Origin of the sequence: Sulfurimonas sp., from assembly GCF_028694895.1 — a bacterium.
Classification (GTDB): domain Bacteria; phylum Campylobacterota; class Campylobacteria; order Campylobacterales; family Sulfurimonadaceae; genus Sulfurimonas.
In genome coordinates, this window is the sequence record NZ_JAQVKA010000010.1 from 1 (window position 1) to 24,530 (window position 24,530).

At 33.4% G+C, this 24,530-nt stretch carries 28 protein-coding genes and 2 tRNA genes; 14 read left to right on the top strand and 16 right to left on the bottom strand.

Going from position 1 to position 24,530, the window contains the following annotated elements; genetic code table 11:
- The 3 genes from PHI38_RS02580 to PHI38_RS02590 form a co-directional block, all read left to right on the top strand.
- The coding region (locus PHI38_RS02580; RefSeq protein ID WP_299852401.1) for a CbbQ/NirQ/NorQ C-terminal domain-containing protein at positions 1-396 on the top strand (396 nt) is incomplete at its 5' end.
- Entirely contained in the window at positions 396-995 is a 600-nt protein-coding gene (locus tag PHI38_RS02585) for a cytochrome c oxidase subunit 3 family protein (RefSeq protein ID WP_299852404.1), read from the top strand. The genes PHI38_RS02580 and PHI38_RS02585, both read left to right, overlap by 1 nt.
- Positions 996-1,001: 6 nt before the next feature.
- Entirely contained in the window at positions 1,002-1,259 is a 258-nt protein-coding gene (locus PHI38_RS02590) for a cytochrome C oxidase subunit IV family protein (protein WP_299852407.1), read from the top strand.
- 14 nt (positions 1,260-1,273) lie between these two features.
- On the opposite strand, the gene PHI38_RS02595 is transcribed toward PHI38_RS02590, so the two are convergent.
- The 3 genes from PHI38_RS02595 to PHI38_RS02605 all read right to left on the bottom strand — a co-directional run bounded on the left by PHI38_RS02595 (position 1,274) and on the right by PHI38_RS02605 (position 4,788).
- Positions 1,274-2,251 carry a substrate-binding domain-containing protein gene (locus tag PHI38_RS02595; protein WP_299852410.1) on the bottom strand — a complete coding sequence of 326 codons (978 nt, stop codon included), beginning with the start codon at positions 2,249-2,251 and terminating at the stop codon, positions 1,274-1,276.
- A gap of 12 nt (positions 2,252-2,263) precedes the next feature.
- A complete protein-coding gene (locus tag PHI38_RS02600) occupies positions 2,264-4,588 on the bottom strand; it encodes an EAL domain-containing protein (protein WP_299852413.1) in 2,325 nt (774 codons plus the stop codon).
- A gap of 124 nt (positions 4,589-4,712) precedes the next feature.
- Positions 4,713-4,788: transfer RNA gene (locus PHI38_RS02605), tRNA-Val, on the bottom strand.
- Between the two features lie 160 nt (positions 4,789-4,948).
- Here PHI38_RS02605 and pckA point away from each other — a divergent pair.
- Positions 4,949-6,535 carry a phosphoenolpyruvate carboxykinase (ATP) gene (gene pckA, locus PHI38_RS02610; RefSeq protein WP_299852417.1) on the top strand — a complete coding sequence of 529 codons (1,587 nt, stop codon included), beginning with the start codon at positions 4,949-4,951 and terminating at the stop codon, positions 6,533-6,535.
- 27 nt (positions 6,536-6,562) lie between these two features.
- On the opposite strand, the gene PHI38_RS02615 is transcribed toward pckA, so the two are convergent.
- Complete coding sequence (locus tag PHI38_RS02615) at positions 6,563-7,132, bottom strand: DedA family protein (RefSeq protein ID WP_299852420.1); 570 nt, start codon at positions 7,130-7,132, stop codon at positions 6,563-6,565.
- 7 nt (positions 7,133-7,139) lie between these two features.
- The gene (gene uvrB, locus PHI38_RS02620) at positions 7,140-9,122 is read right to left on the bottom strand and encodes an excinuclease ABC subunit UvrB (RefSeq protein ID WP_299852423.1); all 1,983 of its coding nucleotides are present in this window, start codon (positions 9,120-9,122) and stop codon (positions 7,140-7,142) included.
- A gap of 153 nt (positions 9,123-9,275) precedes the next feature.
- On the opposite strand from uvrB, the gene PHI38_RS02625 reads away from it, so the two are divergent.
- Together PHI38_RS02625 and PHI38_RS02630 are read left to right on the top strand one after the other, a co-directional pair.
- Complete coding sequence (locus tag PHI38_RS02625) at positions 9,276-9,986, top strand: SDR family NAD(P)-dependent oxidoreductase (RefSeq protein WP_299852426.1); 711 nt, start codon at positions 9,276-9,278, stop codon at positions 9,984-9,986.
- Positions 9,987-10,101: 115 nt separating this feature from the next.
- Entirely contained in the window at positions 10,102-10,494 is a 393-nt protein-coding gene (locus PHI38_RS02630; RefSeq protein ID WP_299852429.1) for a group III truncated hemoglobin, read from the top strand.
- On the opposite strand, the gene PHI38_RS02635 is transcribed toward PHI38_RS02630, so the two are convergent.
- The gene (locus tag PHI38_RS02635; RefSeq protein WP_299852432.1) at positions 10,483-11,355 is read right to left on the bottom strand and encodes a radical SAM/SPASM domain-containing protein; all 873 of its coding nucleotides are present in this window, start codon (positions 11,353-11,355) and stop codon (positions 10,483-10,485) included. The two genes, PHI38_RS02630 and PHI38_RS02635, sit on opposite strands and share 12 nt — an antisense overlap.
- Positions 11,356-11,513: 158 nt before the next feature.
- Between PHI38_RS02635 and PHI38_RS02640 the strand changes: the two genes are divergently transcribed.
- Positions 11,514-11,645: a hypothetical protein gene (locus PHI38_RS02640; RefSeq protein WP_299852435.1), complete on the top strand. Its 132-nt coding sequence runs from the start codon at positions 11,514-11,516 to the stop codon at positions 11,643-11,645.
- Between the two features lie 72 nt (positions 11,646-11,717).
- Here PHI38_RS02640 and PHI38_RS02645 read toward each other — a convergent pair whose 3' ends face one another.
- Genes PHI38_RS02645 through PHI38_RS02670 form a run of 6 tightly spaced genes read right to left on the bottom strand, consistent with a single transcriptional unit; the run spans position 11,718 to position 17,424 of the window.
- The gene (locus PHI38_RS02645) at positions 11,718-12,500 is read right to left on the bottom strand and encodes a CorA family divalent cation transporter (protein WP_299852438.1); all 783 of its coding nucleotides are present in this window, start codon (positions 12,498-12,500) and stop codon (positions 11,718-11,720) included.
- Positions 12,501-12,516: 16 nt separating this feature from the next.
- A complete protein-coding gene (locus PHI38_RS02650; protein WP_299852441.1) occupies positions 12,517-13,947 on the bottom strand; it encodes a mechanosensitive ion channel domain-containing protein in 1,431 nt (476 codons plus the stop codon).
- A gap of 14 nt (positions 13,948-13,961) precedes the next feature.
- Positions 13,962-14,993 carry a peptidase M42 gene (locus PHI38_RS02655; protein ID WP_299852444.1) on the bottom strand — a complete coding sequence of 344 codons (1,032 nt, stop codon included), beginning with the start codon at positions 14,991-14,993 and terminating at the stop codon, positions 13,962-13,964.
- 2 nt (positions 14,994-14,995) lie between these two features.
- Positions 14,996-16,048, bottom strand: coding sequence for a succinylglutamate desuccinylase/aspartoacylase family protein (locus PHI38_RS02660; RefSeq protein WP_299852447.1), 1,053 nt, complete (start codon positions 16,046-16,048; stop codon positions 14,996-14,998).
- Positions 16,049-16,981 carry a 30S ribosomal protein S6--L-glutamate ligase gene (rimK, locus tag PHI38_RS02665; protein WP_299852450.1) on the bottom strand — a complete coding sequence of 311 codons (933 nt, stop codon included), beginning with the start codon at positions 16,979-16,981 and terminating at the stop codon, positions 16,049-16,051.
- A gap of 17 nt (positions 16,982-16,998) precedes the next feature.
- Positions 16,999-17,424: a RimK/LysX family protein gene (locus PHI38_RS02670; protein WP_299852453.1), complete on the bottom strand. Its 426-nt coding sequence runs from the start codon at positions 17,422-17,424 to the stop codon at positions 16,999-17,001.
- Positions 17,425-17,644: 220 nt separating this feature from the next.
- On the opposite strand from PHI38_RS02670, the gene PHI38_RS02675 reads away from it, so the two are divergent.
- Positions 17,645-17,887, top strand: coding sequence for a hypothetical protein (locus PHI38_RS02675; RefSeq protein ID WP_299852456.1), 243 nt, complete (start codon positions 17,645-17,647; stop codon positions 17,885-17,887).
- A 42-nt stretch (positions 17,888-17,929) separates the two neighbouring features.
- Here the strand turns inward: PHI38_RS02675 and proB are convergent, their stop codons facing one another.
- On the bottom strand, positions 17,930-18,694 hold the full coding sequence (proB, locus tag PHI38_RS02680) for a glutamate 5-kinase (protein WP_299852459.1): 765 nt from the start codon (positions 18,692-18,694) through the stop codon (positions 17,930-17,932).
- Between the two features lie 148 nt (positions 18,695-18,842).
- Here proB and PHI38_RS02685 point away from each other — a divergent pair, with 148 nt between their 5' ends.
- The 3 genes from PHI38_RS02685 to PHI38_RS02695 all read left to right on the top strand — a co-directional run bounded on the left by PHI38_RS02685 (position 18,843) and on the right by PHI38_RS02695 (position 19,435).
- Positions 18,843-19,070 carry a hypothetical protein gene (locus PHI38_RS02685; RefSeq protein WP_299852462.1) on the top strand — a complete coding sequence of 76 codons (228 nt, stop codon included), beginning with the start codon at positions 18,843-18,845 and terminating at the stop codon, positions 19,068-19,070.
- Between the two features lie 4 nt (positions 19,071-19,074).
- On the top strand, positions 19,075-19,293 hold the full coding sequence (locus tag PHI38_RS02690) for a hypothetical protein (RefSeq protein WP_299852465.1): 219 nt from the start codon (positions 19,075-19,077) through the stop codon (positions 19,291-19,293).
- Positions 19,294-19,358: 65 nt separating this feature from the next.
- A tRNA-Arg gene (locus tag PHI38_RS02695) sits at positions 19,359-19,435 on the top strand.
- Between the two features lie 37 nt (positions 19,436-19,472).
- Here the strand turns inward: PHI38_RS02695 and trpA are convergent.
- Together trpA and PHI38_RS02705 are read right to left on the bottom strand one after the other, a co-directional pair.
- Entirely contained in the window at positions 19,473-20,213 is a 741-nt protein-coding gene (gene trpA / locus PHI38_RS02700) for a tryptophan synthase subunit alpha (RefSeq protein WP_299852468.1), read from the bottom strand.
- On the bottom strand, positions 20,210-20,614 hold the full coding sequence (locus tag PHI38_RS02705; protein ID WP_299852471.1) for an Hpt domain-containing protein: 405 nt from the start codon (positions 20,612-20,614) through the stop codon (positions 20,210-20,212). The genes trpA and PHI38_RS02705 overlap by 4 nt, the downstream gene beginning before the upstream one ends.
- Before the next feature lie 76 nt (positions 20,615-20,690).
- Here PHI38_RS02705 and panB point away from each other — a divergent pair, with 76 nt between their 5' ends.
- From panB to PHI38_RS02720, 3 genes are read left to right on the top strand one after another with little or no spacing between them, the layout of a single operon-like run.
- The gene (panB, locus tag PHI38_RS02710) at positions 20,691-21,482 is read left to right on the top strand and encodes a 3-methyl-2-oxobutanoate hydroxymethyltransferase (protein WP_299852474.1); all 792 of its coding nucleotides are present in this window, start codon (positions 20,691-20,693) and stop codon (positions 21,480-21,482) included.
- An 8-nt stretch (positions 21,483-21,490) separates the two neighbouring features.
- Complete coding sequence (ruvB, locus tag PHI38_RS02715; protein WP_299852477.1) at positions 21,491-22,504, top strand: Holliday junction branch migration DNA helicase RuvB; 1,014 nt, start codon at positions 21,491-21,493, stop codon at positions 22,502-22,504.
- Complete coding sequence (locus PHI38_RS02720; protein ID WP_299852479.1) at positions 22,501-23,544, top strand: AI-2E family transporter; 1,044 nt, start codon at positions 22,501-22,503, stop codon at positions 23,542-23,544. The genes ruvB and PHI38_RS02720 overlap by 4 nt, the downstream gene beginning before the upstream one ends.
- Here the strand turns inward: PHI38_RS02720 and PHI38_RS02725 are convergent.
- Entirely contained in the window at positions 23,541-24,431 is an 891-nt protein-coding gene (locus PHI38_RS02725) for a lipid A biosynthesis lauroyl acyltransferase (protein ID WP_299852482.1), read from the bottom strand. The genes PHI38_RS02720 and PHI38_RS02725 overlap by 4 nt on opposite strands.
- Between the last annotated feature and the right edge of the window lie 99 nt (positions 24,432-24,530).

The following is a 24,530-nucleotide window of genomic DNA, read 5'->3' on the forward strand; positions in this document are numbered from 1 at the left end:
CATCCTGATTTTATGTTAGTGGTATCTTATAACCCTGGTTATCAAAACGCTTTAAAAGGGATGAAGCCAAGTACTAAACAGAGATTTATATCTCTTAGTTTTACCTATCCCGAGCCAGAAATTGAAAAAACTGTTATCATCAAAGAGAGCGGTGTGAGTGAGGAGATGGCACAAAAACTTGTTGATATTGCAGGAGAGATTCGCAGACTTAGTGATAGTGATATTCAAGAAGCAGTTTCAACAAGACTCTTGATTTATGCAGCAAAACTAATGGTAAAAGGTTTTGACCCGTATCAGGCTTGCATGCACTCTATAGTTGAGTCTCTTAGCGATGAAGATGATATCTTAGAAGTTCTGCAAAAACTAATCTCATTGCATTTTGCAAAGAGTGCATAATGAGCAAAATTGTTCATTTAAAAGAGTCTTATCCTCCGGGTGATTTTGCCATTTGGATAGTTATCTATATAGAGTTGCTAACTTTTGGTCTTATGTTTCTTGGCTATGCATTTTCAAGAAGAGCTGATATTGAGCTATTTAACGCATCTCAATCAGTTCTAAACCAAGCATCGGGCTTTGTTGATACTTTGATACTTATTACAAGTAGTTATTTTGTAGTAAAAGCGCTCAACACAGTAAAAAATGCAAGAATTGAGAACATTCAAGCCTCCAATGAGTCGGCTTCAAGATGGCTTTTGGCTGCCATACTCTTTGGAATAATGTTTTTAATAAATAAACTCTTAGAGTTCTCAGATATATTTTCTCAAGGTATTAACCTTAGTACAAATACATTTTTTATGTTCTATCTTCTTTTAACAATGTTTCATTTTATGCACGTAGTTCTAGGTGTAGTTATCCTCTTTAACATTCGAAAAAGGACAAAAATTGGCTGCTATAGCGAGCAAAATTGTAGAGGTATAGAGAGTGGTGCCCTTTATTGGCATCTTGTGGATTTGTTGTGGATTATATTGTTTCCACTAGTTTATATTTTAAGGTGAGAAAAGATGAAGAAGAGAGCTGAATTGATATGGATAGTTTTAGTGGTTTTTACTATTTTTACTTATTTTCTTGGGCAATTTGACTTTGTAAATACACTTATGGTTGGCATTTTGCTAATGACTACCTTCATAAAAGGAGAGCTTATTACTGATTACTTTATGAGTTTGAAAAATGTTAAATTAAAGTATAGAATGATACCTACGATTTGGCTAGCTGCGGTTATGTCATCAATCGCTGTAGCCTACTACCTGCCAATACAATAAGAAAAGTTTATTCTTTACTCTAAAATACCTAATACATTTCTTTTTATTAGAGGGATATTTTTTTCTATATTGTCTGTAGAAATTGGCAATATAGAGAGTTGAATATGTTTTTGAACATCTTTTTTATTGAAAAAATCATCTAATAGCATTACCGTTTTTTCTCCAAATACATATGGTTGTTGCATCGCAGCTGCTGTTATTACTCCTCTTGGAATTAGCTCTAAAAACTCTGGTTCTGCATCAAAAACTATTAGTAAAATCTCACCCTCTTTGCCGCTCTGTTTTATAGCGTCTTGCGCACCTTTATATCGATCTGAGCCTTGAAGCCAAATAGCTCTTAACTCTTTACTTTGTTCTATGAGTTTTTTTGAGAAATCATAAGTTTCTTTATATGAGAAATCTACTTGCTGTTTTAAACCTTCAACCTTAATGCCTGATTCACTCATGGCCCTCATAAAACCAGTTGTTCTAGCTTTTCCATTTTCTCTTTTTTGCGGAATTGCTACTATGCCAACAGATCCATTTTTATCCCATCCAAGTTCTTTCATTTTTTGAGCAAGAACTTGACCTATCTCATATGCTCCATTTTCATTATCTGAAGAGATATATGAGAGGTACTCACCCCGCTGAGTGCCTATATCACTAATTATGACCGGAATGTTTGCGCTGTTTGCAAACTTTAAAACAGTAACTGCGGAAGAGGAGTTAATTGGGGATAGAATTATTGCATCTACTTGATTTTTTATCGCTTCTAAAGTGTTTTTTATCTCTGTTTTTTTAATATTGTTTGAACTATAAACAGTTACGTCATAACCTAACTCATCAGCACTCTTTTTTATGCCTCTACTCATGATTTGCCAAAATGGTATTCTTATATCAGAGACAATATAAGCTATCTTTTTCTTAGATAACTCTGTCTTAACTTCTGCTGCACCTAAAATGTTAAAGTATGCAAAAAGAGTTACAAAGAGAGTGATTTTTACAAAGCTCATATCTATCCTCACTTAATTTAAAATATCTGTTTTTGGTTCACTAAAAAAGTAACCTTGAGAATAATCGATACCTAGCTCTAAAACTTTATTTTGTATATCCTGTGTTTCTACAAATTCAGCGACAGTTTTTATACCCATTTTCTTAGCAAAATCTACAATCATTGTTACAACTACTTGAGCTTGTTTATTTGTATTTATCTCTTTTATAAGTGAACCATCAATTTTTATATAATCGGTATTGAGTTTCATCAAATAGATAAAATTACTATAACCAGTACCAAAGTCATCAATAGCTATTTTGCTATCAAATTTTTTTATTTTATTTATAAAATCTAAAACTTCTTTAAAATTCTCTATTGATTCTGATTCAACTATCTCAAAAACAACTCTTGGACCGATATTGTAAATACGCAACATATCGTATATATACTCTTCTATCTCTTTGTTTAAAATATCTTCAATAGTTAAATTTATAGAAAACTCTAGGTTGTTATCTTTAAACTTCTCAAAAGATTTTTCTATCATTATTTTAGTTATCGTTGAGTAGTACTTTGTCTTTTTTGATATCTCTAAAAAGAAAAAAGGAGATATTAGCTTATCCTCATCCTTCATCCTAACTAACGATTCATACTTCTCTACTTTATCTGTTTTATTATTGATGATAGGTTGATAAACTGGAATGAAATCATCATTTATAATGGCAGTTCTTATTTTTTTTGACCAATAAATATTGTTCTCATACTCTTCATTTAAAGATATCTTTTCACTAAAAACTATGACGTTTTCATTATTTCTTTTTGCAACTTTTAAAGCCATGTCTGCAGTTGATAAAATCTTATCTTTGGATTCAAATGATATACCAGTTGTAAAATTAAAGTTTAAAAACTCATCATTTATTTTAACGGACATATCAGCTAAGGCACTTACTAGGATATTTACATTTTTTTCAAATTCATTTTTATTTACATCACTGTTAAATAAAACATACTCATCACCTTGAAGATGATATACATTGGTATCTACATGCTCAGTCAATCCCGATATGTTTGAGCCTACTTGTTTGAGTATATAATCACCTAATTCATATCCATAAAAGTCATTAAGCTCTGAAAAATTGTCTATATTTATTATTGCAAGTGCAGGATGGAGACTATGATTTATATCATGTATAAGTTTATATCTATTTCCTAAATTAGTTAATGTGTCAGTATTTGCAATTTTATCAAGCTGCTCTTGCTGCTTAATCATTTTAGTTATATCATGCCTAACGGCAATAAATTCAACTATATTTTGATTTTCATCTAAAATTGGTAAAATTGTTGAATCTACCCAATAATCATCCAACTTGCCTCTATTTTTCAGAGTTCCTTTCCACACTTTTTTGCGCTTTACCGTCTCCCAAAGTTCTTTGTATATCTCTTTTGGAGTATCTTTATGACTTATAATATTATGAGATTTTCCAATTACCTCTTCTGGAGTAAAACCTGAAATTTCATAAAAATACTCATTTGCATAAATAATATTGCCTTTGAGATTTGACTTTGTAACTATGCTTGATTTATCAAGTGCCAATTCATAACTTTTTAAAAATGCAATGTTTTGATCTAACTTATATCTTGATTCTTTAATGGACTCAATCATATTGTTAATAGTTAATGATAGGATGGCTAACTCTTTGGAGTTATAACTAGGAATCGTACTCGTTGGTATTCCATCAACTGTTTTGTTATTAATTATTTCCATAATGTTATTGAGAGGTTTTTGTATTATTCGATGTAGTACAAAATATATTACCAATAAGACAATTATAGTGCTAAGTAGCGCAATTATAATACTTGCATTAATGAAATATTTGAGTTTTTCTTGCACTAACTTATCAGAGGCATAAATATCTATATGTCCCAATATTAAACCATTTTGATTCTCAATGTTATCTTGAAGATGTGAGTATGAGTGCGCTATTTTTTCTTGATGAGATTTATTGTTTGAGTCATACTCTTCTGTTTTAGAGTTATTGTTGATTTTGCCAACTAAATACTTTGAACCTACTATTTTTGCCATATTATAATCTTCAACAATTATTGCAAGTACATGTTCACGATTTAGTTCATTTTCTATAAGATTTTCATACTCATGTATAGAGTATGAATCCATAAAAGGGTAGATACTGTTTTTTAATTGTATTAGACTTGTTTTGATATCGCTGTCTATATTTTTAAGAAGGTACTCTTTTGTCTGTTCATAAAATATTTTACTCACAATAAAAACAGCAATAAGGATAGTAATACTAATTGCAAGAAAGAGTGTATAAAATATTGATCTTTGTCTATTTTTCATGTACATACGCTTAGCATTGAAATAATGAAGTTACTCTATCTAATTTTATATTAATCAAAGGATATAGTTTAATTCACAAAGAACAGTGTAAAAATAAGTTAGATATAAGAGAGTTGTTAAATGATGGTGCTCACAACTGGACTCGAACCAGTGACTTTTACCTTGTCGAGGTAACACTCTACCAACTGAGTTATGCGAGCAAGATTGGAATTTTATCAAAAGATACTTAAACTAATTTTTCTAAACTTTAGTGTTTGAGAAGTTGTTGAAATTTATATGCAAGCCCCGATATTTACTTTTAATTTAGGTATATTAAGTGTATAATTTCATCTATATTTAAAAAGCAGAATAAGGCAAGTTATGAACTTAACCGAGTTAGAAGATATAGGCTTAAAGAATGTTAAAAAGGTTTATCATAACCTTGATTATGATGAATTAATTAGACATGAAATTGAGAACAAAGAGTGTGTACTTACGACAAATGGGGCTACTGCTGTAGATACTGGGGTATTTACAGGGCGCAGTCCAAAAGATAAATATTTTGTAGATAGAGACCCTTCAAACAAATATATCGCTTGGGGCGATGTAAATCAAAAAATAAGTGAAAAAATTTTTAACGAGCTCTTAGTGGTTGCAAGAGAGCAACTCTCAGGCAAAGATTTATATATTACTGATGTTTATAGTGGTGCTAGTGTTGATTCTAAACGCTCAATTCGTTTTGTTACAGAAATAGCTTGGCAAGCACACTTTGTTAAAAATATGTTTATTCGCCCAACTGAGACTGAATTAAAAGGATTTAAACCACAGTTTACGGTTTTAAATGCTTGTAAGGCAGTAAATGATAAGTGGAAAGAGCATGGACTAAATTCTGAAGTTTTTATTCTTTTTGATATTGAGAATAACCTCTCAATAATCGGTGGAACTTGGTATGGTGGTGAGTTGAAAAAAGGTATTTTTTCAATGATGAACTACTGGTTACCACTAGAAGGTAAACTTTCTATGCACTGTTCTGCAAACGTTGGTAAAAGAGGAGACACTGCTCTTTTCTTTGGCCTTAGTGGAACCGGCAAAACTACTCTCTCAACAGATCCTCATAGAAAACTCATTGGAGACGATGAGCATGGTTGGGATGATAATGGAGTATTTAACTTTGAGGGTGGATGCTACGCAAAAGTTATCAACCTAAATGGCAACAATGAACCTGAAATTTTTAATGCCATAAAATCTGGTGCACTTCTTGAAAACGTTGTTATAGATGATGATGGAGTCGTTGACTACAATGATGGAAGTAAAACAGAAAATACTCGCGTCTCTTACCCTATAGAGCATATAAAAAATCATGAAATATCTTTAAGCGCTGGACATCCTGAAAATATAATCTTTTTAAGTGCAGACGCTTTTGGTATTCTTCCTCCAGTTTCAAAGTTATCTCGTGAACAAGCAATGTACTACTTCTTAAGCGGATATACGGCTAAGGTTGCTGGAACTGAGCGTGGTATAACTGAGCCAGTTGCAACGTTTAGTGCATGTTTTGGAGAGGCTTTTTTACCACTACATCCAACGGTGTATGCCAAGCTCCTTGGTGATAAGATAGATAAGCATAATGTAAATGTATATCTTGTAAACACTGGCTGGACAGGTGGAGCTTACGGTGTTGGAGCGAGAATGAGTATAAAAGATACTCGCGCTTGTATCAATGCTATTTTAGATGGTAGCATCAAAGAGAGTGAGTTTGATAATACTAAAGTGTTTAATCTTCAAGTTCCAAAAACTCTTGGAAACATAAATCCAGAAATTTTAAATCCTCGTAACGCTTGGAGTGATAAAGAAGCATTTGATAAAAAAAGAGACATGTTAGCAAATATGTTTAATGCAAATTTCAAAAAATATCAGATTGCAAATAGCGAGTTTGACTACTCTGCAGCGGGACCAAAGATAGAGAGTTGATCTCTTCTTTTGTCTTTAAGAAAAACTTTACTTTTTAATCTTTCGTTTAGTGGCATATGACATATACAGCCATAAAGCTCCACCAAAAACTACAAGTATTATAGGCGCTATCCACGGCTTTTGAGTAATTACTTCGGCTATTTTCATTAAAAAACCACCAGAGTAGTAACTTCCTAAACCAAAAACTAAAGCCCAAACTCCAGCACTTAAAATATTTAAAATTGCAAACTTTTTAAATTCATATTTTGTAAGTCCAATAGCTATAGGAATAAGTGTTTTAATCCCATAAACAAACTTTTGAATAAAAATAATCCAAGAACCATTTTTCTTCATCATAATATGTGCAAGAGCTAGTTTTCTTCTATGTTTTTTAAGCCCTTCCATCATTATGCCTTTTTGATACCTTGCCATATAAAAGAGCAAGAAATCCCCAAGTGCATTGGCTATAAAAGCTATTGTTATTGAGAGAGTTAAATCCATCTTTCCCATAAAAGACATTACCCCAGCAGCAATGATTGCTACAAAACCACCACCAAGGGAGTATAGGAAAAGTCCTATATATCCATAAGTTGCTAAATTACTAAATGTATCTTCCATATATCTCTCACAGTTTTTTTATTTTTACTATTTCATCGCGAAGGCGAGCTGCTTCTTCAAAGTTTAGCTCACGCGCTGCTTCTTTCATCTTTAGCGAGAGTTGCGTAACCATTGCTTTTCTCTCTGAAGCAGGCATTTTATCCATTTTTTTATTTTTTTGGTAAATATCTCCATACTCTTCAACTTTTAGATTTTCATCTAGCTTTCTGATAGTAGTAGTTGGAGTAATGCCATGAGTTTTATTGTACTCATCTTGCATCTCTCGTCTTGCGTTTGTTTTATCTATTGCTCTTTGCATAGAGCCTGTTACCTTATTTGCATATAAGATAACTCTTCCGTTTACATTTCTAGCACCTCTACCGATGGTTTGTATAAGAGAAGTCTCACTTCTTAAAAAGCCCTCTTTATCGGCATCCATAATTGCTACAAGGCTAACTTCTGGCAGGTCTAACCCCTCACGTAGAAGATTTATCCCAATCAAAACATCAAACTCGCCTTGGCGAAGTGAGCGGATAATCTGGTTTCTTTGAATTGTGTCTATGTCAGAGTGCATATACTCAACTCTAATGCCCAAATCTGCTAGATATTTAGTTAGTGCTTCTGCCATTTTCTTTGTCAAAACAGTGATTAACACTCTCTCATTTCTAAGGGTGACTTTTTTTATCTCATCATGTATATCTTCTACTTGATTTGTAGATGGTTTTATCTCTAAGATTGGGTCGAGTAGCCCAGTTGGACGAATAATTTGATCTGCTTTTACGCTAGAGAGTTCAAGCTCATAAGCAGATGGTGTTGCTGAGACAAAAAGATAGTGTGGAGCCTTGTTTATATACTCATCGAGCATCAAAGGACGGTTGTCAAGAGCGCTAGGAAGGCGAAAACCATACTCAACCAAAACTTCTTTTCTAGCCCTATCTCCTGCATACATCCCACGATACTGAGGAAGCGATACGTGTGACTCATCCACGATAACTAGATACTCTTTATGATGGAGTGCGAAATAGTCCAAAAGTGTATAAGGTGCTTCTCCTGTTTTTTTCTCAGTTAAAAGTCTTGAGTAGTTTTCTATCCCTTTACACATTCCGGTGGTTTGAAGCATCTCTAAATCAAACTCAACTCTCTGCTTTAATCGTTGATGCTCTACAAGCTTGCCCTCTTTTTTGAAGTATGCAAGTCTATCATCAAGCTCCTCTTCGATCCGCTTTATAGCCACCGCTAACTTCTCTTGACGCACACTAAACTGTGAAGTTGCGTATATAGTAAACTGTTTATGATCTTCGAGTTTTTTGTTATCAATGGTATCAAAAGTGTATATCGCTTCTATCTCATCTCCAAAAAATTCTATACGGATTGCCTCTTGCTCAAAGTAAGGAGGAAATACATCTAAAGTCTCCCCATTTACACGAATATGCCCACTATCAAAATATGTATCATTTCTTGAATAGCCCATTTCAATAAGCCTAAGAAGTAGTTTTTTCTGAGGAATCACATCCCCAATGGAGACAGATTGAACCATGTTTTCATATTCTTCAGGGTCACCTAAACCATAGTTTGCAGAAACAGAAGCAACAACTATGACATCATCATAACTAAGCAGATTTGCAGTAGAAGAGAGACGAAGGCGCTCCAGCTCGTCATTTATCGCACTATCTTTTTCTATAAAAAGGTCTTGGCGAGGGATATACGCTTCTGGCTGATAGTAGTCATAGTAAGATACAAAGTACTCAACATGATTGTTTGGAAAAAACTGACGAAACTCACTATAAAGCTGAGCCGCAAGAGTTTTGTTATGTGTCATGATGATGGTTGGCATCTTTACATTTTCTATAACACGCGCCATTGTATGTGTTTTTCCACTACCAGTCACTCCCTCTAAGGCTTGATAACGATTGCCTTTGAGGATAGAATCACTGAGCACTTTTATAGCTTCAGGCTGATCACCTGCTGGTTGATAAGGAGATACGACTTTAAAATTTGGCTGATTTTTCATTAATGGAATTATAACTAAACGAGGATAATGCAAGAGAACTAGTAGTTTAATCTATTGTATAATATTTTAAAGTTTTATCAGGTTTAGATAATAAAAAGATGAAGTTAATAAAGCTTCTAAATAGGTCTTATAATAATATTTAAAAGGATTAAAATGGAAAATAAAATTGTACTCATTACAGGAGCAAATGGTGGTTTAGGTACTGCTTTTATAAAGAAAATATTAGAGCTAAATCCAAGTAAAGTTTATTGCAGCGCTAGAGATATAAAAAGTTTAGAAAATATAAAATCTATAAGTGCTAAAATTGAAGCAATAGAGTTGGATATAGCGTCAAAAGAGTCCATAAAAAAAGTACTCTCAAAAATAGATAAGCTTGACATTCTTATCAATAATGCTGGTGTGAACTCAAATTCTAGACTATTTGATGATAGTTTTTTAGATATAGAAGTAAATTTAAAAGGAACTATTAATCTAACGCAGGCGCTTTTTGAAAAACTAAAAGCTTCAAAAGGCACAGTAGTCAATGTTACTTCAATAATTGCATTAGTAAACCTCCCAATCCTTGCAAACTACTCTATATCTAAAAGTGCCTTGCACTCATTCTCGCAAGCACTAAGAGCTGAGTTTGGGCTTTTTGACGGCGAAGTTTATGAAGTACTTCCCGGACCAATAGAGACAAAAATGACAGAAGGCTCGCCTATGCAAAAGGCACAACCAGAAAATATAGTTAATGTAGTTTTAACTTCTATGAAAAACAAAGAGTTTGAAATCTATCCTGATGAATTTGCATTAATGGTAAAGCAAAGACTCAAAGATGGGCCTGAAAAACTTATAGAAGAGTTTTCTATGTCCATTCAAGGGTAGATTCAACTTTAAAATTTGCCTGAGTTTTCATTGGTGGAGTTATATCTTTATATTATGAGTAGGGTCGGTTTTATACAATCACAAAAAAGGTACTAAAGGTACTTTAACACATAAAATGAAAGTAGAAAAGATGTTATATAATGAAGTTACAAAAGAAAACCTAAATAAGATGGTGCTTTTGTTTTATTCAAAAGTTTTAAAAGATATTGTTGTTGCTCCGTTTTTTATTGAAAAATTAGGAGACGATATGAAAAATGATAAATGGCGTCCTCATTTAGAGATATTAACAAATTTTTGGGCTTCCATCGCTCTTGGGGATAGTGCTTATAGAGGTAGCCCATTTGCTCCTCATCTAGATATCGAAGGTATCTCAAGAGAAGCATTTCAAGGCTGGTTGAGACTATTTTATGAAACTCAAGATAGTATCTATGTCCCAGAAATCGCCGATTTTTTTAAAAATAGAAGCACGCTAATAGCTGGTAATTTCATGAGGAATTTAGGAGTTTAAAAACCTATCTTTATAGCTACATTTTTTACAAAGCTCTTCAACTGCAATATTCTCTTTAAAACCGTCTATCATATCGGTTGCTCTTTTTGAGAAGAGTATATCTCTTAAACTCTGCTCATTAAGATTGCCAAGATTTATAACTCCATCGCCATCCAAGCAACATGGTACAACAGTGCCATTTGCTAGTATGCCAATATGTGAAGATAGCCCATAACAAGGTGCGTGAGAGTTGTGAGTGGACTCTAGTGAGGGCCATTCAAAATAGCTATCAAAGTTTAGTAGTACTTTTGGGGCAAGGCGCAGAGATTTTATCTTCTCTTTATAGATAGTCTCAGTATCAATAGTTGTATTAAAAAAAGAGTTTAGTTTCTCAAATATGAGTTTATTATATGACTCTTCAGAATAGATATCATCAAGATTCCAAAGACGAAGATTTATAAAAGGCTTGGAAAAGTCCTCTAGTTTTTGTGAGCAAACATCTAAAACATGCCCTATATACTCTTCAAAGCTAATGTTTAGACTATTTTTGTTGAAACTGTTTAGTGAGATGTTTAGTTGGCGAACTGCTTCATGAAAAAGTGTTTTAGCACTATGTTTAGAGAGATAGTAACCACTTGTTGTTAGCTCTACTTCAAAGTTGTATTTTTTAGCAATATCAAGATACTCATGTAAATTAGAGAGAAGCAGAGGGTCTCCCATCACATGAAAGGCTAGAGTCTTTGTATATGGAGTCAGTTCTTTGAGTGTTTTTTCAAAGAAATCAAGAGACATAGTTTTTGATGGATTTGCTTTTGGAGGGCAAAAACTACAAGCAAGACCGCAAATATTTGTTACTTCAATATGGACACGATGAAACTGCATAAAGCTCCTTAATGATTTTGCAACTTTAGCATAAATAAATTAAAACTTAAAAGAAAGAAATAATTATAAAGCTACAAGTAATTTAAAAGTTAAATCGGATAAAATTTCTCTGATTTAAAAATTTAGAGCGTAACGCGTTCTTACCAAAGGATACAAGCATGAAAAAGATTATTTTATTAATCGCATTAACTCTAGGTGCCCTACAAGCTGATAATATCGTTCATTACGATGTAAAAGAGGCTAGTACTACAGTTAGTAAACCGAATCACCCGACAACAGATATTTATTAATATCTAAAAATTTTATTTCTCCTTCTAAAATAGGTCTTACAGTGGCCTGTTTTAGTGACTTACCCACCTTTTTTAAATTTTCTTCTTTACAAAATATATAACTCCAAACATAATAACTGATAAATATATCATGAAAATTGCAACGCTGTTTGTTCCTGATGCCCCATCTGAAAAAGGAAGGCCGCTTGTATTCATTCCAAAAAAACCTACAACCAAATTTAGTGGTAAAAAAATCGCAGAGATTATCGTTAAAATATAGATTAGATGATTCATTCTTTCGTTTGTTTGTGCATGATGAAAATTATAAAGATAGTCTAGTTTTGATAGTTGCAGTTTTGCTGAGTTAAGAGTTCTCTCTAGATGCTCATGTAAATCCATATAGTGATTGATAGGAAATTTTTTAGTATCTGTATAATACTCAATCATTTTATCCATCGTTGAAGATGCGTGCATAAGTACACGTTCTACTCTCACAATATTGCGTTTAAGTTCAAGCCATTTGTTTATAAAAGATTTTTGTGTTTTGTTTAGGTAAAGTGCTTCTTCCATATCGACAATCAAATCACGATATGTTTCAAAAGATTTAAGCAGATTATCTATTATCGTGTCTAACATTTTATATGGTGCTTCAAAGCGATTTCCAAGCTCTTCAAAAATATCTTTTTCTCTAGTGTAGATATAACTATTATCACTTGTGATGATAAATCCTATAGAGATTAACTCAAGTTTTTTATCTATAATAGGTAATCTTACTATCAACATATCGTAGTTATCGTTTTCATCAAATATGGAGGGATGCATAGGATTTTTTAAGTCATCTAAATGAAGATCATCTAGCAATTTAACTATATTCATGCTATATCCTTATGGTTTAATTTGAGCAAAATTCAACTCCATTTTCTTGTAATCTTTTTACAATTTTTTGGCTTAATTGAGATTTTAGCTCCATAATGTGGTGGTATGGAGCAGCGTACCAAATATATAGAATAAAACATGACGTCTTAGTATCGGGAACAAAATGGATACGAGGCCTAAACTCTCTAGAGCGCATATCATATCTCCTTCTTAGACTTGAAAACTGTTTTGAAGCGACTTCCATGTATTTTCCAACGCTCTCATATGTTATCTCTGTTACCAACTCTTCTATTTTTTTTGTATCAGCATTAAAAGGGATTTTAAACTCTATAAGATCATAGATAGTCTTCATTCTATCATGTGTATAGTTATAAACATAATTTGTTACAAAAAAATTGTTTGGTATAAAAACAGTTCTTCCTGAGCGTTTTAACTCTAGGGCAGTCGTGTTGTTTATGCTTTCATAAAGTGTAACTTGAAATAGTGAGATGTTTATAATCTCTCCTATGATTTGGTTATTGTTTACTTGTATAAGAATTCTATCTCCAACTTTTATAAAGTTTCCAAAGGAGAGTTGAAACCAAGTTGCTATACTTTGAAGGTACTCTTTCATACTGATAGTTATTGCTGCTGCTATCACACCAATAAGCGTTGCGGCATAAATAATGTTACTGATATTGAAAATAATCAACATAAGTAAAACAAGAAGAAAAAAGATAATGTTTAGCACTCGCTTTAATCTAAAGAGTCTATCTTCGTTATCTATTTTTTTTGTTATAAAGTATTTGAGAAGATTAAAAAGAATAAAAATTAAAATTAAAATTGCAATTTTAATCATATAAATTGGAAGTTGAGTCTGTTTGAAAGCCGCTAATTCGCTAAGATATCTCTGTTTTGTACGCTTTAAAACCTCTTCTTTATTATCCAAGAGTCCTCTTGCATTTTCAAAAAAATCTAATGCTTTTTTTAGCTGATACTCTTTAAAAAAATCTCTACTCTCTAAAGCTTCGCTCGCTTGTAACTCTTTTTCTAAGAAGGTAACTGCATCGTCAAACTCTTGTTTTAAGATTTTTAAACGTTGAGTTTGTATGTTGAATTTGCTCTTTAGACTTGTAAATAAATACTCTATTAGCCCTATATCCTTGGCATCTTCAACAGTGATTTTCTCTAGCAGTGTATCAAAAGATTGAGGGAGTTCATCTAGTATTTTCTTTTTACTAGTTTGAAGTTGAAGCAGTTGATTTAACTCTATTTTTTTCTTAGGACCCGCTTCTCTTATACTTCTCTCTATAGCTTGAATCTCGCCATCAAGGGCTTGGGCCTTTAGCTGATTATTATATGTTTGTAGCCATATGTTTTTTTCTTTTTCAAAATATAAAAAATCTTCAGCATTTAAAAGAGATAACAAAAAACTAAAGCCAACTATAAAATACGCTATTTTTTTCATCAAACGCTCCATACTTATGAAATATAAATTTCTTTTAAAACCTTTATCATACTCTCAACTGCTCTTTTTGTAGTTGTTTCATTAACTGTATGATAACCAATAGTTGGAATCTGGAGTGTTGTGCCCTGAATCTCGCCTTTTGTTGCAAAAATCAATCTTCCAAGTTCAGTAGTTCCAAGAGAGCTAATAGTTCTGTTTTTTTGCATTTTATTTTTTAAGTATGTATCTTTGAAGTTGAACTTTATCTTCTCTTTGATAGCTATTTTTTTTATTTTATCTTTAAGAGGAGATCTAAAAACTGCATTTGAATCTCTATGTCTTAGAACTATATCTATATTTCTAAGTTCCTCTAGTGTCGGGTAAGGACTAGTGTCTAGAACCAAAAGCTCATTGGTTTTTATATCAAAGCGTCTAAACCACTCCAATAAAAATCTCCAACTTCGCCCCGCCTCTTCAGACGCTGTAAAAAAAGCTGTACCTTGATAACCTATGGCATACATGTAGATAATCATTGCAACACTTATTACATTATCTAACTGTGCAGAGATTAAATCATCTTTAATGTCGAGCTTATCCATAAATGCTATTGGCATCCCAGGTGTAAGATAATCAAAACCGTCAATTTTAAAAATAATGTTGTTTCTTCTCTGGCAAAGATAAGCTTCTTTTATAGAGCCAAGGCCTAAATATGTGCCAGACCATGGTTGGTAAGCTTGAACTTTTTCATCAACAAATCTAGCTGTAAAGTTGTGTAAAAGTTGCTCTGAATTTGAATCTCCTGTTAAGTCCGCTTTGTTTTTTGCGATAAATGCAGCGTATTGAAACTCATTATGTCCCGTACAAACAAGACCATGTCTATCAGAGTGCGCTGAAATATATCCACGCTCTGGGTTGTCTCCTTTTGCTACTAAAACACCATCATAGTATTCAACTGTAATTCCACGCTCTTCAAGCTCTCTTTTTATAAACATAAAAAATGGCTGTTCAGCACCTACAACGCTTGGTATTCTTATTAGTTGTTTTAATATATCGTAAAAAAGTTCCATGATTATTCTATTATCTCTTCATTATTTAGTTCAAAAAATTCACTAAGCTCAATTGTATTTTCATTAAAGTGCTCGATTCTATCTTCGGCAACTTCAAGATTTCTAAATTTTGCAATGTGAAAAACAGCATCACCTTCTTGTACGAGAGGAATCTCAGATTTGCCAATGATTACTCCATCAAATGGCGCTCTTAACTCAAAACTATTATCTCCAATAGCTTCATCAATAAATGCAATTAGCTCATCTTTGCGTACAGTGTCGCCCAAAGCCTTGATTGTTCTTAGCATACCACTCTCAATGGAACGTATCCACTGGCTACTTTTTGTAACAAGAGGGTTTTTCTTCTCAGTTTTTTTTATTATTTTTGGAAGCATACCGCTCTCTCTAAGCACATTTATTATCCCATTTACACCGATTCTAATGCACTTCTCATCAAACCTTAACGCTTCTCCTGCTTCGTATAAAAGTATAGGAATCCCCTCATCTTGTGCAACAGCTCGAAGTGAGCCATCTCTTACTTCAGAGTGCAAAATAACAGGTGCTTGAAATGCTTTTGCAAGGTTAAATGTATAACTGTTATCTATATTTGTTCTTATATGAGGAAGGTTTGATTTGTGGATGGAAGCGGTATGTAAATCTATACCTAAATCACATCTTCGCACTATTTCATCAAAAAATATTTTAGCAACTCTACTAGCCAAGGAGCCATGAGTGCTCCCTGGAAAACTTCTGTTTAGATCTCTTCTATCAGGCAAATATCTAGATAAGGTCATGATTCCATAAATATTGACGATTGGAACAAGGATAATCGTGCCATGTATCTTTTTTAAAATGGCTAATTTTCGAAGACGTCTTATAATCTCTATACCATTTAGCTCATCTCCATGAATAGCGGCACTTATAAAAATAGTTGGGCCACTCTTTTTTCCTCTTATGACGTGAATAGGAAGTTTTGTCGGTGTATTGTAGAGGTTTGGGAGTTCGAGGTTTATGCTAAGAGACGCCCCCAGTGGTATCTCTTGCCCATATAAAATAAGTTTTGCGCTAGATGACAATTAAGCTCCAATGCTATCTTTTTTAATTTTTCTTTTTTCTGGGTTTATTTCGCTCTTTGGACGTATGTTTTTTGCAATATACTCCATGATTTTTCCAGCAATATCAATCTTTGTAGATTTTTCAATTCCTTCTAATCCAGGAGAGGAGTTTACCTCCATAACAAGTGGTCCTCTGTTTGATTGAATCATATCAACTCCGCAGATTCCAAGACCCATAGACTTTGCGGCTGCTAGAGCTGTATCTTTCTCTTTCTTTGTAAGTTTATGTGCTGTTGCAGTTCCGCCTTGATGAAGGTTTGATCTAAAATCTCCCTCAGCGCCTTGACGTTTCATGGCACCTACAATTTTTCCATCAACGATAAATACTCTTATATCTGCTCCGCCAGCTTCTTCTATATACTCTTGAACAAGTAGATTTACATCCATTCCATAAAAAGCGTCCAAAACAGATTTAGCAGCTTTTTCACTATCCACTAAAACAACACCAACTCCTTGAGTGCCCTCTAGTATCTTAAGAACAAGTGGAGCACCGCCGCTTAGGGCTATTACGTCTTTTGCATTTGATTTGTTCGAGGCAAAAACTGTTTTTGGCATATCAACACCATTTTTGGAGAGTATTTGAAGACTTCTAAGTTTATCCCTACTTCTTTTTATAGCCAAAGAACCTGTTGTGCTAAAGACATCCATCATCTCAAAGTGTCTTACCATCGCAGTTCCAAAAAATGTTCTACTAGCACCAATCCTTGGGATAATAGCATCAGGAGTTGGGAGCTCTTTTCCTAAATAATTTACTTTTAATTCATCTTTCATTATCTCAATGCTGCATTTTAGGTAGTCTATAACCCTTACTTCCCAGCCTCTCTGCTCAGCTGCTTGAACTAATCTCTTTGTTGAATATAACTCTTTATTTCTTGATAATACGTAAATTTTCATCTTCTGCTTCTTTAGGTCTATTGTGTCTGTTTTGTGAGATATTCTTGCGAAACATCAACTAAAAATCTTTTTGCTAAAAACTTTCTTCCTATTAGCATTGGATATTTCATATCGGAGCGATTTGTCAAAGAGATAACTGTGAGGTAACTTTTACCAAAGAAGTCAACTTTCACCCTAATAGAAGGCCTGTTCTGAGTCTCTCCATTGGAACTTTTTACTCTTTTCATCTGATAAAGAGGAAGCGATATTTTTTTCCCATGATATGCCTCATGAACTTCATCAAGCAACCTAAAGTGAACAATGTCATCTTCATCTATATATATATCATCGCAGTGCAGGGCATTTGAATCAGCTCCAGTATCAACTTTCGCGTCAAGGTTATAAAGTTCTAAATCTGGGATTGATATAATCTCTTTTGTACCAATAATTTTCTTTTTTAACATTGAGCAAATCCGATATTTTGGGTAGATTATAACATATTTTCTCTAAGTGAAATAGGAGTTTCCTTTAAGGTTATTTTTAGCAAATTTTTTTTTATTTGTGAGTATAATTTTGTTTGAACAAAATGGAAATTAGGGTCTTGATGGTAAGTACATTAAGAGTGTTGCGTGTATTGCGTAATAAAATTCACAGTAGTGAAATGTATTTGTTAAGAGGGCAAATATGACGTTTAAAGATTTAGAATTTATTCTCGAACTAAATGTGGTAATGAGAAAAGATATCGATTATATCTTAGATTTTAGTAGAAAAAATGGCATCGATAACGAAGGTATAGATGACGAACTAAATAAAATGGGTTATGAGAGAATCGTTGAAAATGAGCTTGAGTATGGATTGGATGAAGATGAGTATGAACATACAGAAAAGTTTCAACATAGAAACAAATTTTCAGAAGATTACGATTAAGTAGAGAGTTTGATAGCACGCTTCTGCGCTATCAATCATTAACTATTTTTTTACCTCAAAAATAGTTCCTAGTGTGTGTTTGTCTTGTAAAAGATATGATTCTGCAGCACTAAGGTCAAATCCATTACATAAAAACATTTTAAGTCCTTTTTTTATCAAAAAATCTGCAGCTTTTAATTTTGTCACTATACCACCGGTTGCAAACTCATTATTTGGTGTTGATTCATCAAAAAGTAAATCTTGTGGAATTTCATTTATTATTTTATAAATTTTGGCATCTTTATTCTCTTGCGGATTTTTATCATAATAACCATCAATGTCACTTAGTATAACTAGCAATTCTGCTCCAGTAGCATGCGCGACATTTGCGGATAGTTGATCATTATCACCAAAGAGCTGTTCTGGAGTGGAACTTATATCATTTTCATTTATGATAGGTAAAATCCCATTGTCTAAATGTGCATCAATAATCTCTTGAAACATAGTTACTCTTTTTCCTGAGTCAAAATCATCCTCTGTGAGTAAAATTTGTGCTGTTGGGATATCATAAATATCAAATTTATTCTTATAAGCTGTCATTAAAATAGGCTGGCCAGCCGCAGCAAGCGCTCTTTTACCAATCTGTTTTCTCTTATCTAACTTAAGCGTTGAATAGCCCGCTGCAACAGCTCCAGACGTTACTAGAATAACCTTATATCTTGTTCTTAGCTTGGCTATTAGCGTTACAAGATTGAGCATACGCACTTTAGCAATTTCGTTGTTTTGCGTTAAAACTGCTGTTCCAACTTTTACTACAACTCTTTTCATAAACTTCCTTTATATTTTAAAGATGCTCCTATTGTAACAAGTCAAACATTTTATTTTTATTATAATGAGTAGTTAGAAGAGTTAATGGCCATAGATAAATTACAAATTATGATAGAATTGTGTTTATATAATTTAGATAGGATTTTTTATGCATGAAGAGACAACTTTAACAAAACTAAACGATAAAATATCAACAATTGTGGAACATTATAAAGCATTAAAAGAGGAAACTGAGACGCTTAGGCTTGAGAATGTAAGACTTAAAGCCGAGAGTGGACTAAAGAGCCAAGAGATAGAAAAACTTATAGAACAAAATGCACTTAAAGATTCTGAGATAGAGTCAATTGTAGATAAACTAGAAAGTATTATGGCCTGAGAAGATGAGTAAAAAAATAGGATTAAACATAGGTGGCCGCCGTTTTGATGTTGATGTTGATGATCAATTTGCATCTTTTTTAGAAAGAGAGATGAGAGCAGATTTTAATATAGAAGGGAATAACGATTTAAAAGCGCTACTTCATGCGTATGTACGCAAAAATCATGAGTTATATCTTCAAGAGCAAAAGATAGAAGAAATCACAAAAAAATTAGAAATCTAATACAAGATTTATTCTTATATAAGTTAAGAGTGATATAATTCCATCCTCTTTAATAGAGATGGTGTGCGCTCGTAGCTCAGCTGGATAGAGCACTGGTTTGCGGTACCAGCGGTCACACGTTCGAATCGTGTCGGGCGCACCATTTAGTAAAATGCCTAATTTAGGCACCTTCGCAAATTTTAACTATTTATCTCACTCTTTAAAATTTTAGCAAGCTCACTACAGTTACTTATTTTTTCTTTATAACTCAGAGTTTCATCTAAGAGTATCTCTACAAAAGCACTTCCTACTATTACGCCATCAGCACCTTTTACTTTATCTTTTGCTGTTTTTTTATTTACTCCAAAACCTACATAGATAGGTGTTTGTGTAAACTCTTTTATATTTGATAAAATTGGTTGTAAGTCCTCTGCCTTACCAGAGCCAGTAATACCTGTATAAGCAACCATATAGATAAACTTCTTAGACCCTTTTACTATCTGCGCAATTCTCTCTTTAGAGTCAGTTGGTGCTACAAAACTAATGTTTGAGAGAGCGTTTGCCTCAAAGAGGTTATTAAACGCTGAACTCTCTTCATGTGGTAAGTCAGGGATAATAAACCCACTTAGCCCAATCTCTTTTGCAAAAGGGAGTAGTTTTTGCATATCTTGTTGATAGAAGCTATTGAAGTATCCCATCCAAAGAGTATCAACTTTAGGTGCAACTTCTTTAGAAATCTCTACAAGATCTTTAAATCTAAATCCAGACTCAAGCGCTCTATGATTTGCAAGCTCTATTAAAGGGCCATCTGCCACTGGGTCTGAAAAAGGAACTCCAAGTTCAAGTGTATCTACTCCATTTTCACTTAGTGCTAATGACAAATCAACACTAAAAGATTTTTCTGGGTAACCAGATGTAATATATGCTACTAATTTTTTCAATTGTTTTCCAAATCAGGTAATTTTAATAGAGAAAATTTTATATGGCTTAGCTCATTATCAACTCTTAAATCATTTTTCCAAGTATTAAACATATCGCTAATCTCAAGTAACCAATTTATAGTCTCTTCATTAACGCTTGAATAATTTGTCTTGATATTTTCAAGCGCATCTTCAACAAAAGCTGCAAGTTTTGTCATTGGCGTGATTTTTAAATAAGCTGAAGCTGATTTGATATTGTGAAAAACACGAAATAATTCACTAATACTTAGCTCGTACATGCTAGGCTTTGATAAATCTATGATCATAACATCCATAGAATCAACCATCATGGAGTAGTGCTCAAGGAACTCATCAACTATTTCATAATCAAAAGTAGAATCTAAATCACTTTTTACGCCCATAAAGTATTTCTCCCCTAAGTCCAAAATTATATCTATTTTTAGTTAAAATACTTTTTATTAAAATAAAGAGTTGAATATGGCAAAAAAAATGACAATAACTTCTATCAAGAAAAGTAAAGGCTCGCATCCTTTGGTTATGATAACTGCTTATGATGCACTTTTTGCAAGGCTTTTTGAATCAAGTGCAGATATGATTTTAGTTGGTGATAGTTTAAATATGAGCTTTGCTGGAAGAGCTGATACACTTAGTGCAACACTTTCTCAGATGATATATCATACAAACGCGGTTGCAATGGGAGCAAAAAATAGTTTTATAGTTTGTGATATGCCTTTTGGAACGTACATAAACAAAGATGAGGCGCTTAGAAATGGCATCAAAGTTTTTCAAGAATCAAGTGCAGATGCTCTTAAAATCGAGGGTGGAGAAGATAAGGCTGAGATAGTTAGCCATCTTTGCTCAAACGGAATCGCAGTATGTGGACACATTGGACTTTTACCACAAGCTTTTAGAAGTGAAGGCGGTTATAAAGTAAAAGGAAAAACAGAGGATGAGAAAATTCAACTCATAAAAGATGCTAAGGCTATAGAGAAGGCAGGTGCTTTTTGTATGGTTATAGAGGGAGTAAAGGCAGAAGTTGCGGCAGAGGTTGCAGCATCAGTAAAGATTCCAGTTATAGGAATTGGCGCTGGCAAGGATGTAGATGGGCAAGTTCTTGTGTTTTCTGATATGCTTGGGCTCTTTGAGGAATTTACGCCAAAGTTTGTAAAAAAATACCTTGATGGCGCTTCTTTAGTTAAAGAGGCAATAAAGAGTTATGCCGATGAGGTTAAAACAAGAGAGTTTCCTCAAGATATACATACCTATTAAGAGAAGATATGCAAAGAATAGTTGAGATAGAGCGTTTTGATAGCGAAGAGATTGTTGAGGTAACTCTTCGCCCTAGTGCATGGAGTGAATACATTGGACAAGAACAGATTAAAAAAAACCTTGGTGTTTTTATAGAGGCTAGTAAAAAAAGAGCAGAAGCACTTGACCATGTTCTTTTTTATGGACCTCCTGGGCTTGGCAAAACAACGTTAGCTCTTATTATTGCAACTGAGATGAATGCAAATATAAAAGTAACTGCAGCACCTATGATAGAAAAAAGTGGCGATTTAGCAGCGATTTTAACAAACTTGGAAGAGGGAGATATACTCTTTATAGATGAGATTCATCGTCTCTCTCCAGCCGTTGAAGAGATATTATACTCCTCAATGGAGGACTTTCGTATAGATATCATCATAGGAAGTGGGCCAGCTGCTCAAACTCTAAAGATAGACCTTCCACGCTTTACTCTCATCGGGGCTACAACAAGAGCTGGAATGTTATCAAATCCTCTTCGTGATAGATTTGGAATGAACTTTAGAATGCAGTTTTACTCACCAGAGGAACTCTCTAAAATAATCTCTCAAGCCTCTTTAAAATTAAATAAAAAAATAGCAGATGAAGCGTGCGCGGAGATAGCAAAAAGAAGTAGAGGAACTCCTCGTATAGCACTTAGGCTACTGCGTCGTGTAAGGGATTTTGCAGATGTTGCTAATGAGCAAGATATAAAGCACACACGGGCTCAATATGCGCTTGATGAGCTTGGTATAAATTCGCATGGGTTTGATGAGATGGATATCAAGCTTTTAAATCTTTTGGTTAGTGCTAACGGAAGAGCGATGGGGCTTAGTACAATTGCAGCCGCTCTTAGTGAAGATGAGGGGACAGTCGAGGATGTACTAGAGCCTTATCTTATAGCAAATGGTTATCTAGAGAGAACTGCTAAAGGAAGAAAAGCAACACCTTCAACTTATAAAATATTAAATGTTACAATGCCGGTAATTGATGATGGAGGTCTTTTTTGAAACCACAATATTTTGTAGCGATACTTTTTGTAACATCACTTTATTGGATGTATCTTCTTTATGCTCCATTTTTACTAGGGATAATTATCGCTGCGCTTTTAGCAATCTCTACTTCAAATATTCATAATTTTTTTGAAAAGGTATTAAAGTCAAAGTTCTTAGCAGCTCTTTTTTCTAGTATTTTATTAGCTGTGCTATTTTTTGTACCACTTGGATATTTTTTAGTAACTCTTAGTATCCAGTTAAATAGTGTAGATCCTGCTGTTTTTAAAAATATTGAGATAACGATAAGAGATTTCTTGGCAAATCCGCCAGAGTATTTTCTGTTTTTAAAACCTTATATGGATAGTACGATACAAGATATCAGTATAAACTCTATTGCTTCGTATATATTTTCATTTACAGGAAATATTGGCTCTTTGAGCGTAGCATATTTAAAAAATGCATTTTTAGTAATTATCTTTTACTTCTTTGCTCAATATAGCGGTGGCTTTATTATTGATTTATTAAAAAGAGTTGTTCAGATGTCAGTAGATGAAACTACGTTGCTAGCAAAAGAGTTGTCCTCTGTTATGAGTGTTGTTTTTTACTCTATCATCATAAATGCAATGTTTCAAGGGATACTTTTTGGTCTAGCAGTATCGTATATGGGTTACAATGGACTTCTTTTTGGAATCATGTACGGGTTTGCTTCGCTTATCCCAGTGGTTGGAGGCGTTATAATGTGGCTTCCATTTACTCTTTATGAGTTTTCTATAGGGGAGAGCTCAAATGCTATTTTTATAGCACTATATACAGTTATAGTAATCTCTATAATAGCGGATACATTTGTCAAACCATTGATTATAAAAGAGCTAAATATAAGACTCTTAAAAGAGGATGATGCTAGGATGAATGAGCTTATCATCTTCTTTGCAATCATTGCTGGACTTACAACTTTTGGCTTTTGGGGTATGATTTTAGGGCCTGCAATTACTGCTTTTTTCCTTACAATATTAAAACTATTTGAGGCAAGAACAAAAGAGTATGAGGGGGCTTAACTCTTTTTTTTATAGATTTGAGGGTAATTACTTTTAAATCTTCTGTGTATCCAAAACCAAAACTTTGGCTCATCAAATATAAGCTTTGTGAGCCAGTCTGCTTGAAGTTGTGTTGCTTTTTTTATATCCTCTTTTTCATCATCACTTCTTGGCACGACAATCTCATCAAAAAATATAAGAGTGTAATTCTCTTCATCATCTGTTTTTATGGTTGTTGGAATAATTGCAGCATTATATTTTCTAGCCAAATATGCTGGAGTTGCACTCTGATGAACTCTTTTACCTAGAAAATCAACTTCAACACCCTCTCTTTGATTGATTGCAGTGTCTATGAGTATCCCACTAGCTTGCCCATTTTTAACAAGTTTTATAAGTGGTTTAATGACATTTGATTTCTCTAGTGATTTATTTGAAAATTTAGAGCGAGACTCTAATACCCAGTTTTGATAATCCAAGTTTTTCATCTTTTTAAATATAGCGTGTACACTCTCAACTGAGTTCCCAATTGCCGCTGCTCCAAGCTCCCAAGCGCAGTAATGAGACGTTACATATATGATGGCTTTTCCCTCTTTGTGAGCTTGATGAACAACTTCTATATTTTTTATAGTTACCTTTTTCTCAAGCTCTTCTTTGCTCATATGCCTTAGTTCCATTAGGTGAAGAAAATTAAGCAGTAGATTTTTAAAACTATATTTGATGATCTCTTTTTTCTTTTCTTGGCTTATCGTATCTTCATAGATAAAGTCTAAATTTATATATCCTATATTTCTATATCTTGATGAGAGATAGTATGCCATGTTTGCCAATAAAACAAAAAAACTTTTACGTAGTTTTTTTGGCATAACCATCAAAAACTTTTCAAAGAGTAAAAAAAATTTAAAACCCATTATTAATATAATCCCTACTACAAATTTAAAAGCCGATTATATCAAAATGTAAAGATGCCTTTGGTATAATTGCCATTATTTAATAAAACAAGGCGGAAA

Bases quoted from the DNA above. Each gene is read 5' to 3' on its own strand.
- PHI38_RS02595 (WP_299852410.1), bottom strand. From the start codon at position 2,251: ATGAGCTTTGTAAAAATCACTCTCTTTGTAACTCTTTTTGCATACTTT.
- panB (WP_299852474.1), top strand. From the start codon at position 20,691: ATGGCAAAAAAAATGACAATAACTTCTATCAAGAAAAGTAAAGGCTCG.
- PHI38_RS02670 (WP_299852453.1), bottom strand. From the start codon at position 17,424: ATGTTAAAAAAGAAAATTATTGGTACAAAAGAGATTATATCAATCCCA.
- PHI38_RS02635 (WP_299852432.1), bottom strand. From the start codon at position 11,355: ATGCAGTTTCATCGTGTCCATATTGAAGTAACAAATATTTGCGGTCTT.
- rimK (WP_299852450.1), bottom strand. From the start codon at position 16,981: ATGAAAATTTACGTATTATCAAGAAATAAAGAGTTATATTCAACAAAG.
- PHI38_RS02685 (WP_299852462.1), top strand. From the start codon at position 18,843: ATGCATGAAGAGACAACTTTAACAAAACTAAACGATAAAATATCAACA.
- ruvB (WP_299852477.1), top strand. From the start codon at position 21,491: ATGCAAAGAATAGTTGAGATAGAGCGTTTTGATAGCGAAGAGATTGTT.
- PHI38_RS02725 (WP_299852482.1), bottom strand. From the start codon at position 24,431: ATGGGTTTTAAATTTTTTTTACTCTTTGAAAAGTTTTTGATGGTTATG.
- PHI38_RS02585 (WP_299852404.1), top strand. From the start codon at position 396: ATGAGCAAAATTGTTCATTTAAAAGAGTCTTATCCTCCGGGTGATTTT.
- uvrB (WP_299852423.1), bottom strand. From the start codon at position 9,122: ATGAAAAATCAGCCAAATTTTAAAGTCGTATCTCCTTATCAACCAGCA.
- proB (WP_299852459.1), bottom strand. From the start codon at position 18,694: ATGAAAAGAGTTGTAGTAAAAGTTGGAACAGCAGTTTTAACGCAAAAC.
- PHI38_RS02645 (WP_299852438.1), bottom strand. From the start codon at position 12,500: ATGAATATAGTTAAATTGCTAGATGATCTTCATTTAGATGACTTAAAA.
- PHI38_RS02705 (WP_299852471.1), bottom strand. From the start codon at position 20,614: ATGGGCGTAAAAAGTGATTTAGATTCTACTTTTGATTATGAAATAGTT.
- PHI38_RS02650 (WP_299852441.1), bottom strand. From the start codon at position 13,947: ATGAAAAAAATAGCGTATTTTATAGTTGGCTTTAGTTTTTTGTTATCT.
- PHI38_RS02600 (WP_299852413.1), bottom strand. From the start codon at position 4,588: ATGAAAAATAGACAAAGATCAATATTTTATACACTCTTTCTTGCAATT.
- PHI38_RS02590 (WP_299852407.1), top strand. From the start codon at position 1,002: ATGAAGAAGAGAGCTGAATTGATATGGATAGTTTTAGTGGTTTTTACT.
- PHI38_RS02630 (WP_299852429.1), top strand. From the start codon at position 10,102: ATGAAAGTAGAAAAGATGTTATATAATGAAGTTACAAAAGAAAACCTA.
- PHI38_RS02690 (WP_299852465.1), top strand. From the start codon at position 19,075: ATGAGTAAAAAAATAGGATTAAACATAGGTGGCCGCCGTTTTGATGTT.
- PHI38_RS02615 (WP_299852420.1), bottom strand. From the start codon at position 7,132: ATGGAAGATACATTTAGTAATTTAGCAACTTATGGATATATAGGACTT.
- PHI38_RS02655 (WP_299852444.1), bottom strand. From the start codon at position 14,993: ATGGAACTTTTTTACGATATATTAAAACAACTAATAAGAATACCAAGC.
- PHI38_RS02625 (WP_299852426.1), top strand. From the start codon at position 9,276: ATGGAAAATAAAATTGTACTCATTACAGGAGCAAATGGTGGTTTAGGT.
- pckA (WP_299852417.1), top strand. From the start codon at position 4,949: ATGAACTTAACCGAGTTAGAAGATATAGGCTTAAAGAATGTTAAAAAG.
- PHI38_RS02675 (WP_299852456.1), top strand. From the start codon at position 17,645: ATGACGTTTAAAGATTTAGAATTTATTCTCGAACTAAATGTGGTAATG.
- PHI38_RS02640 (WP_299852435.1), top strand. From the start codon at position 11,514: ATGAAAAAGATTATTTTATTAATCGCATTAACTCTAGGTGCCCTACAA.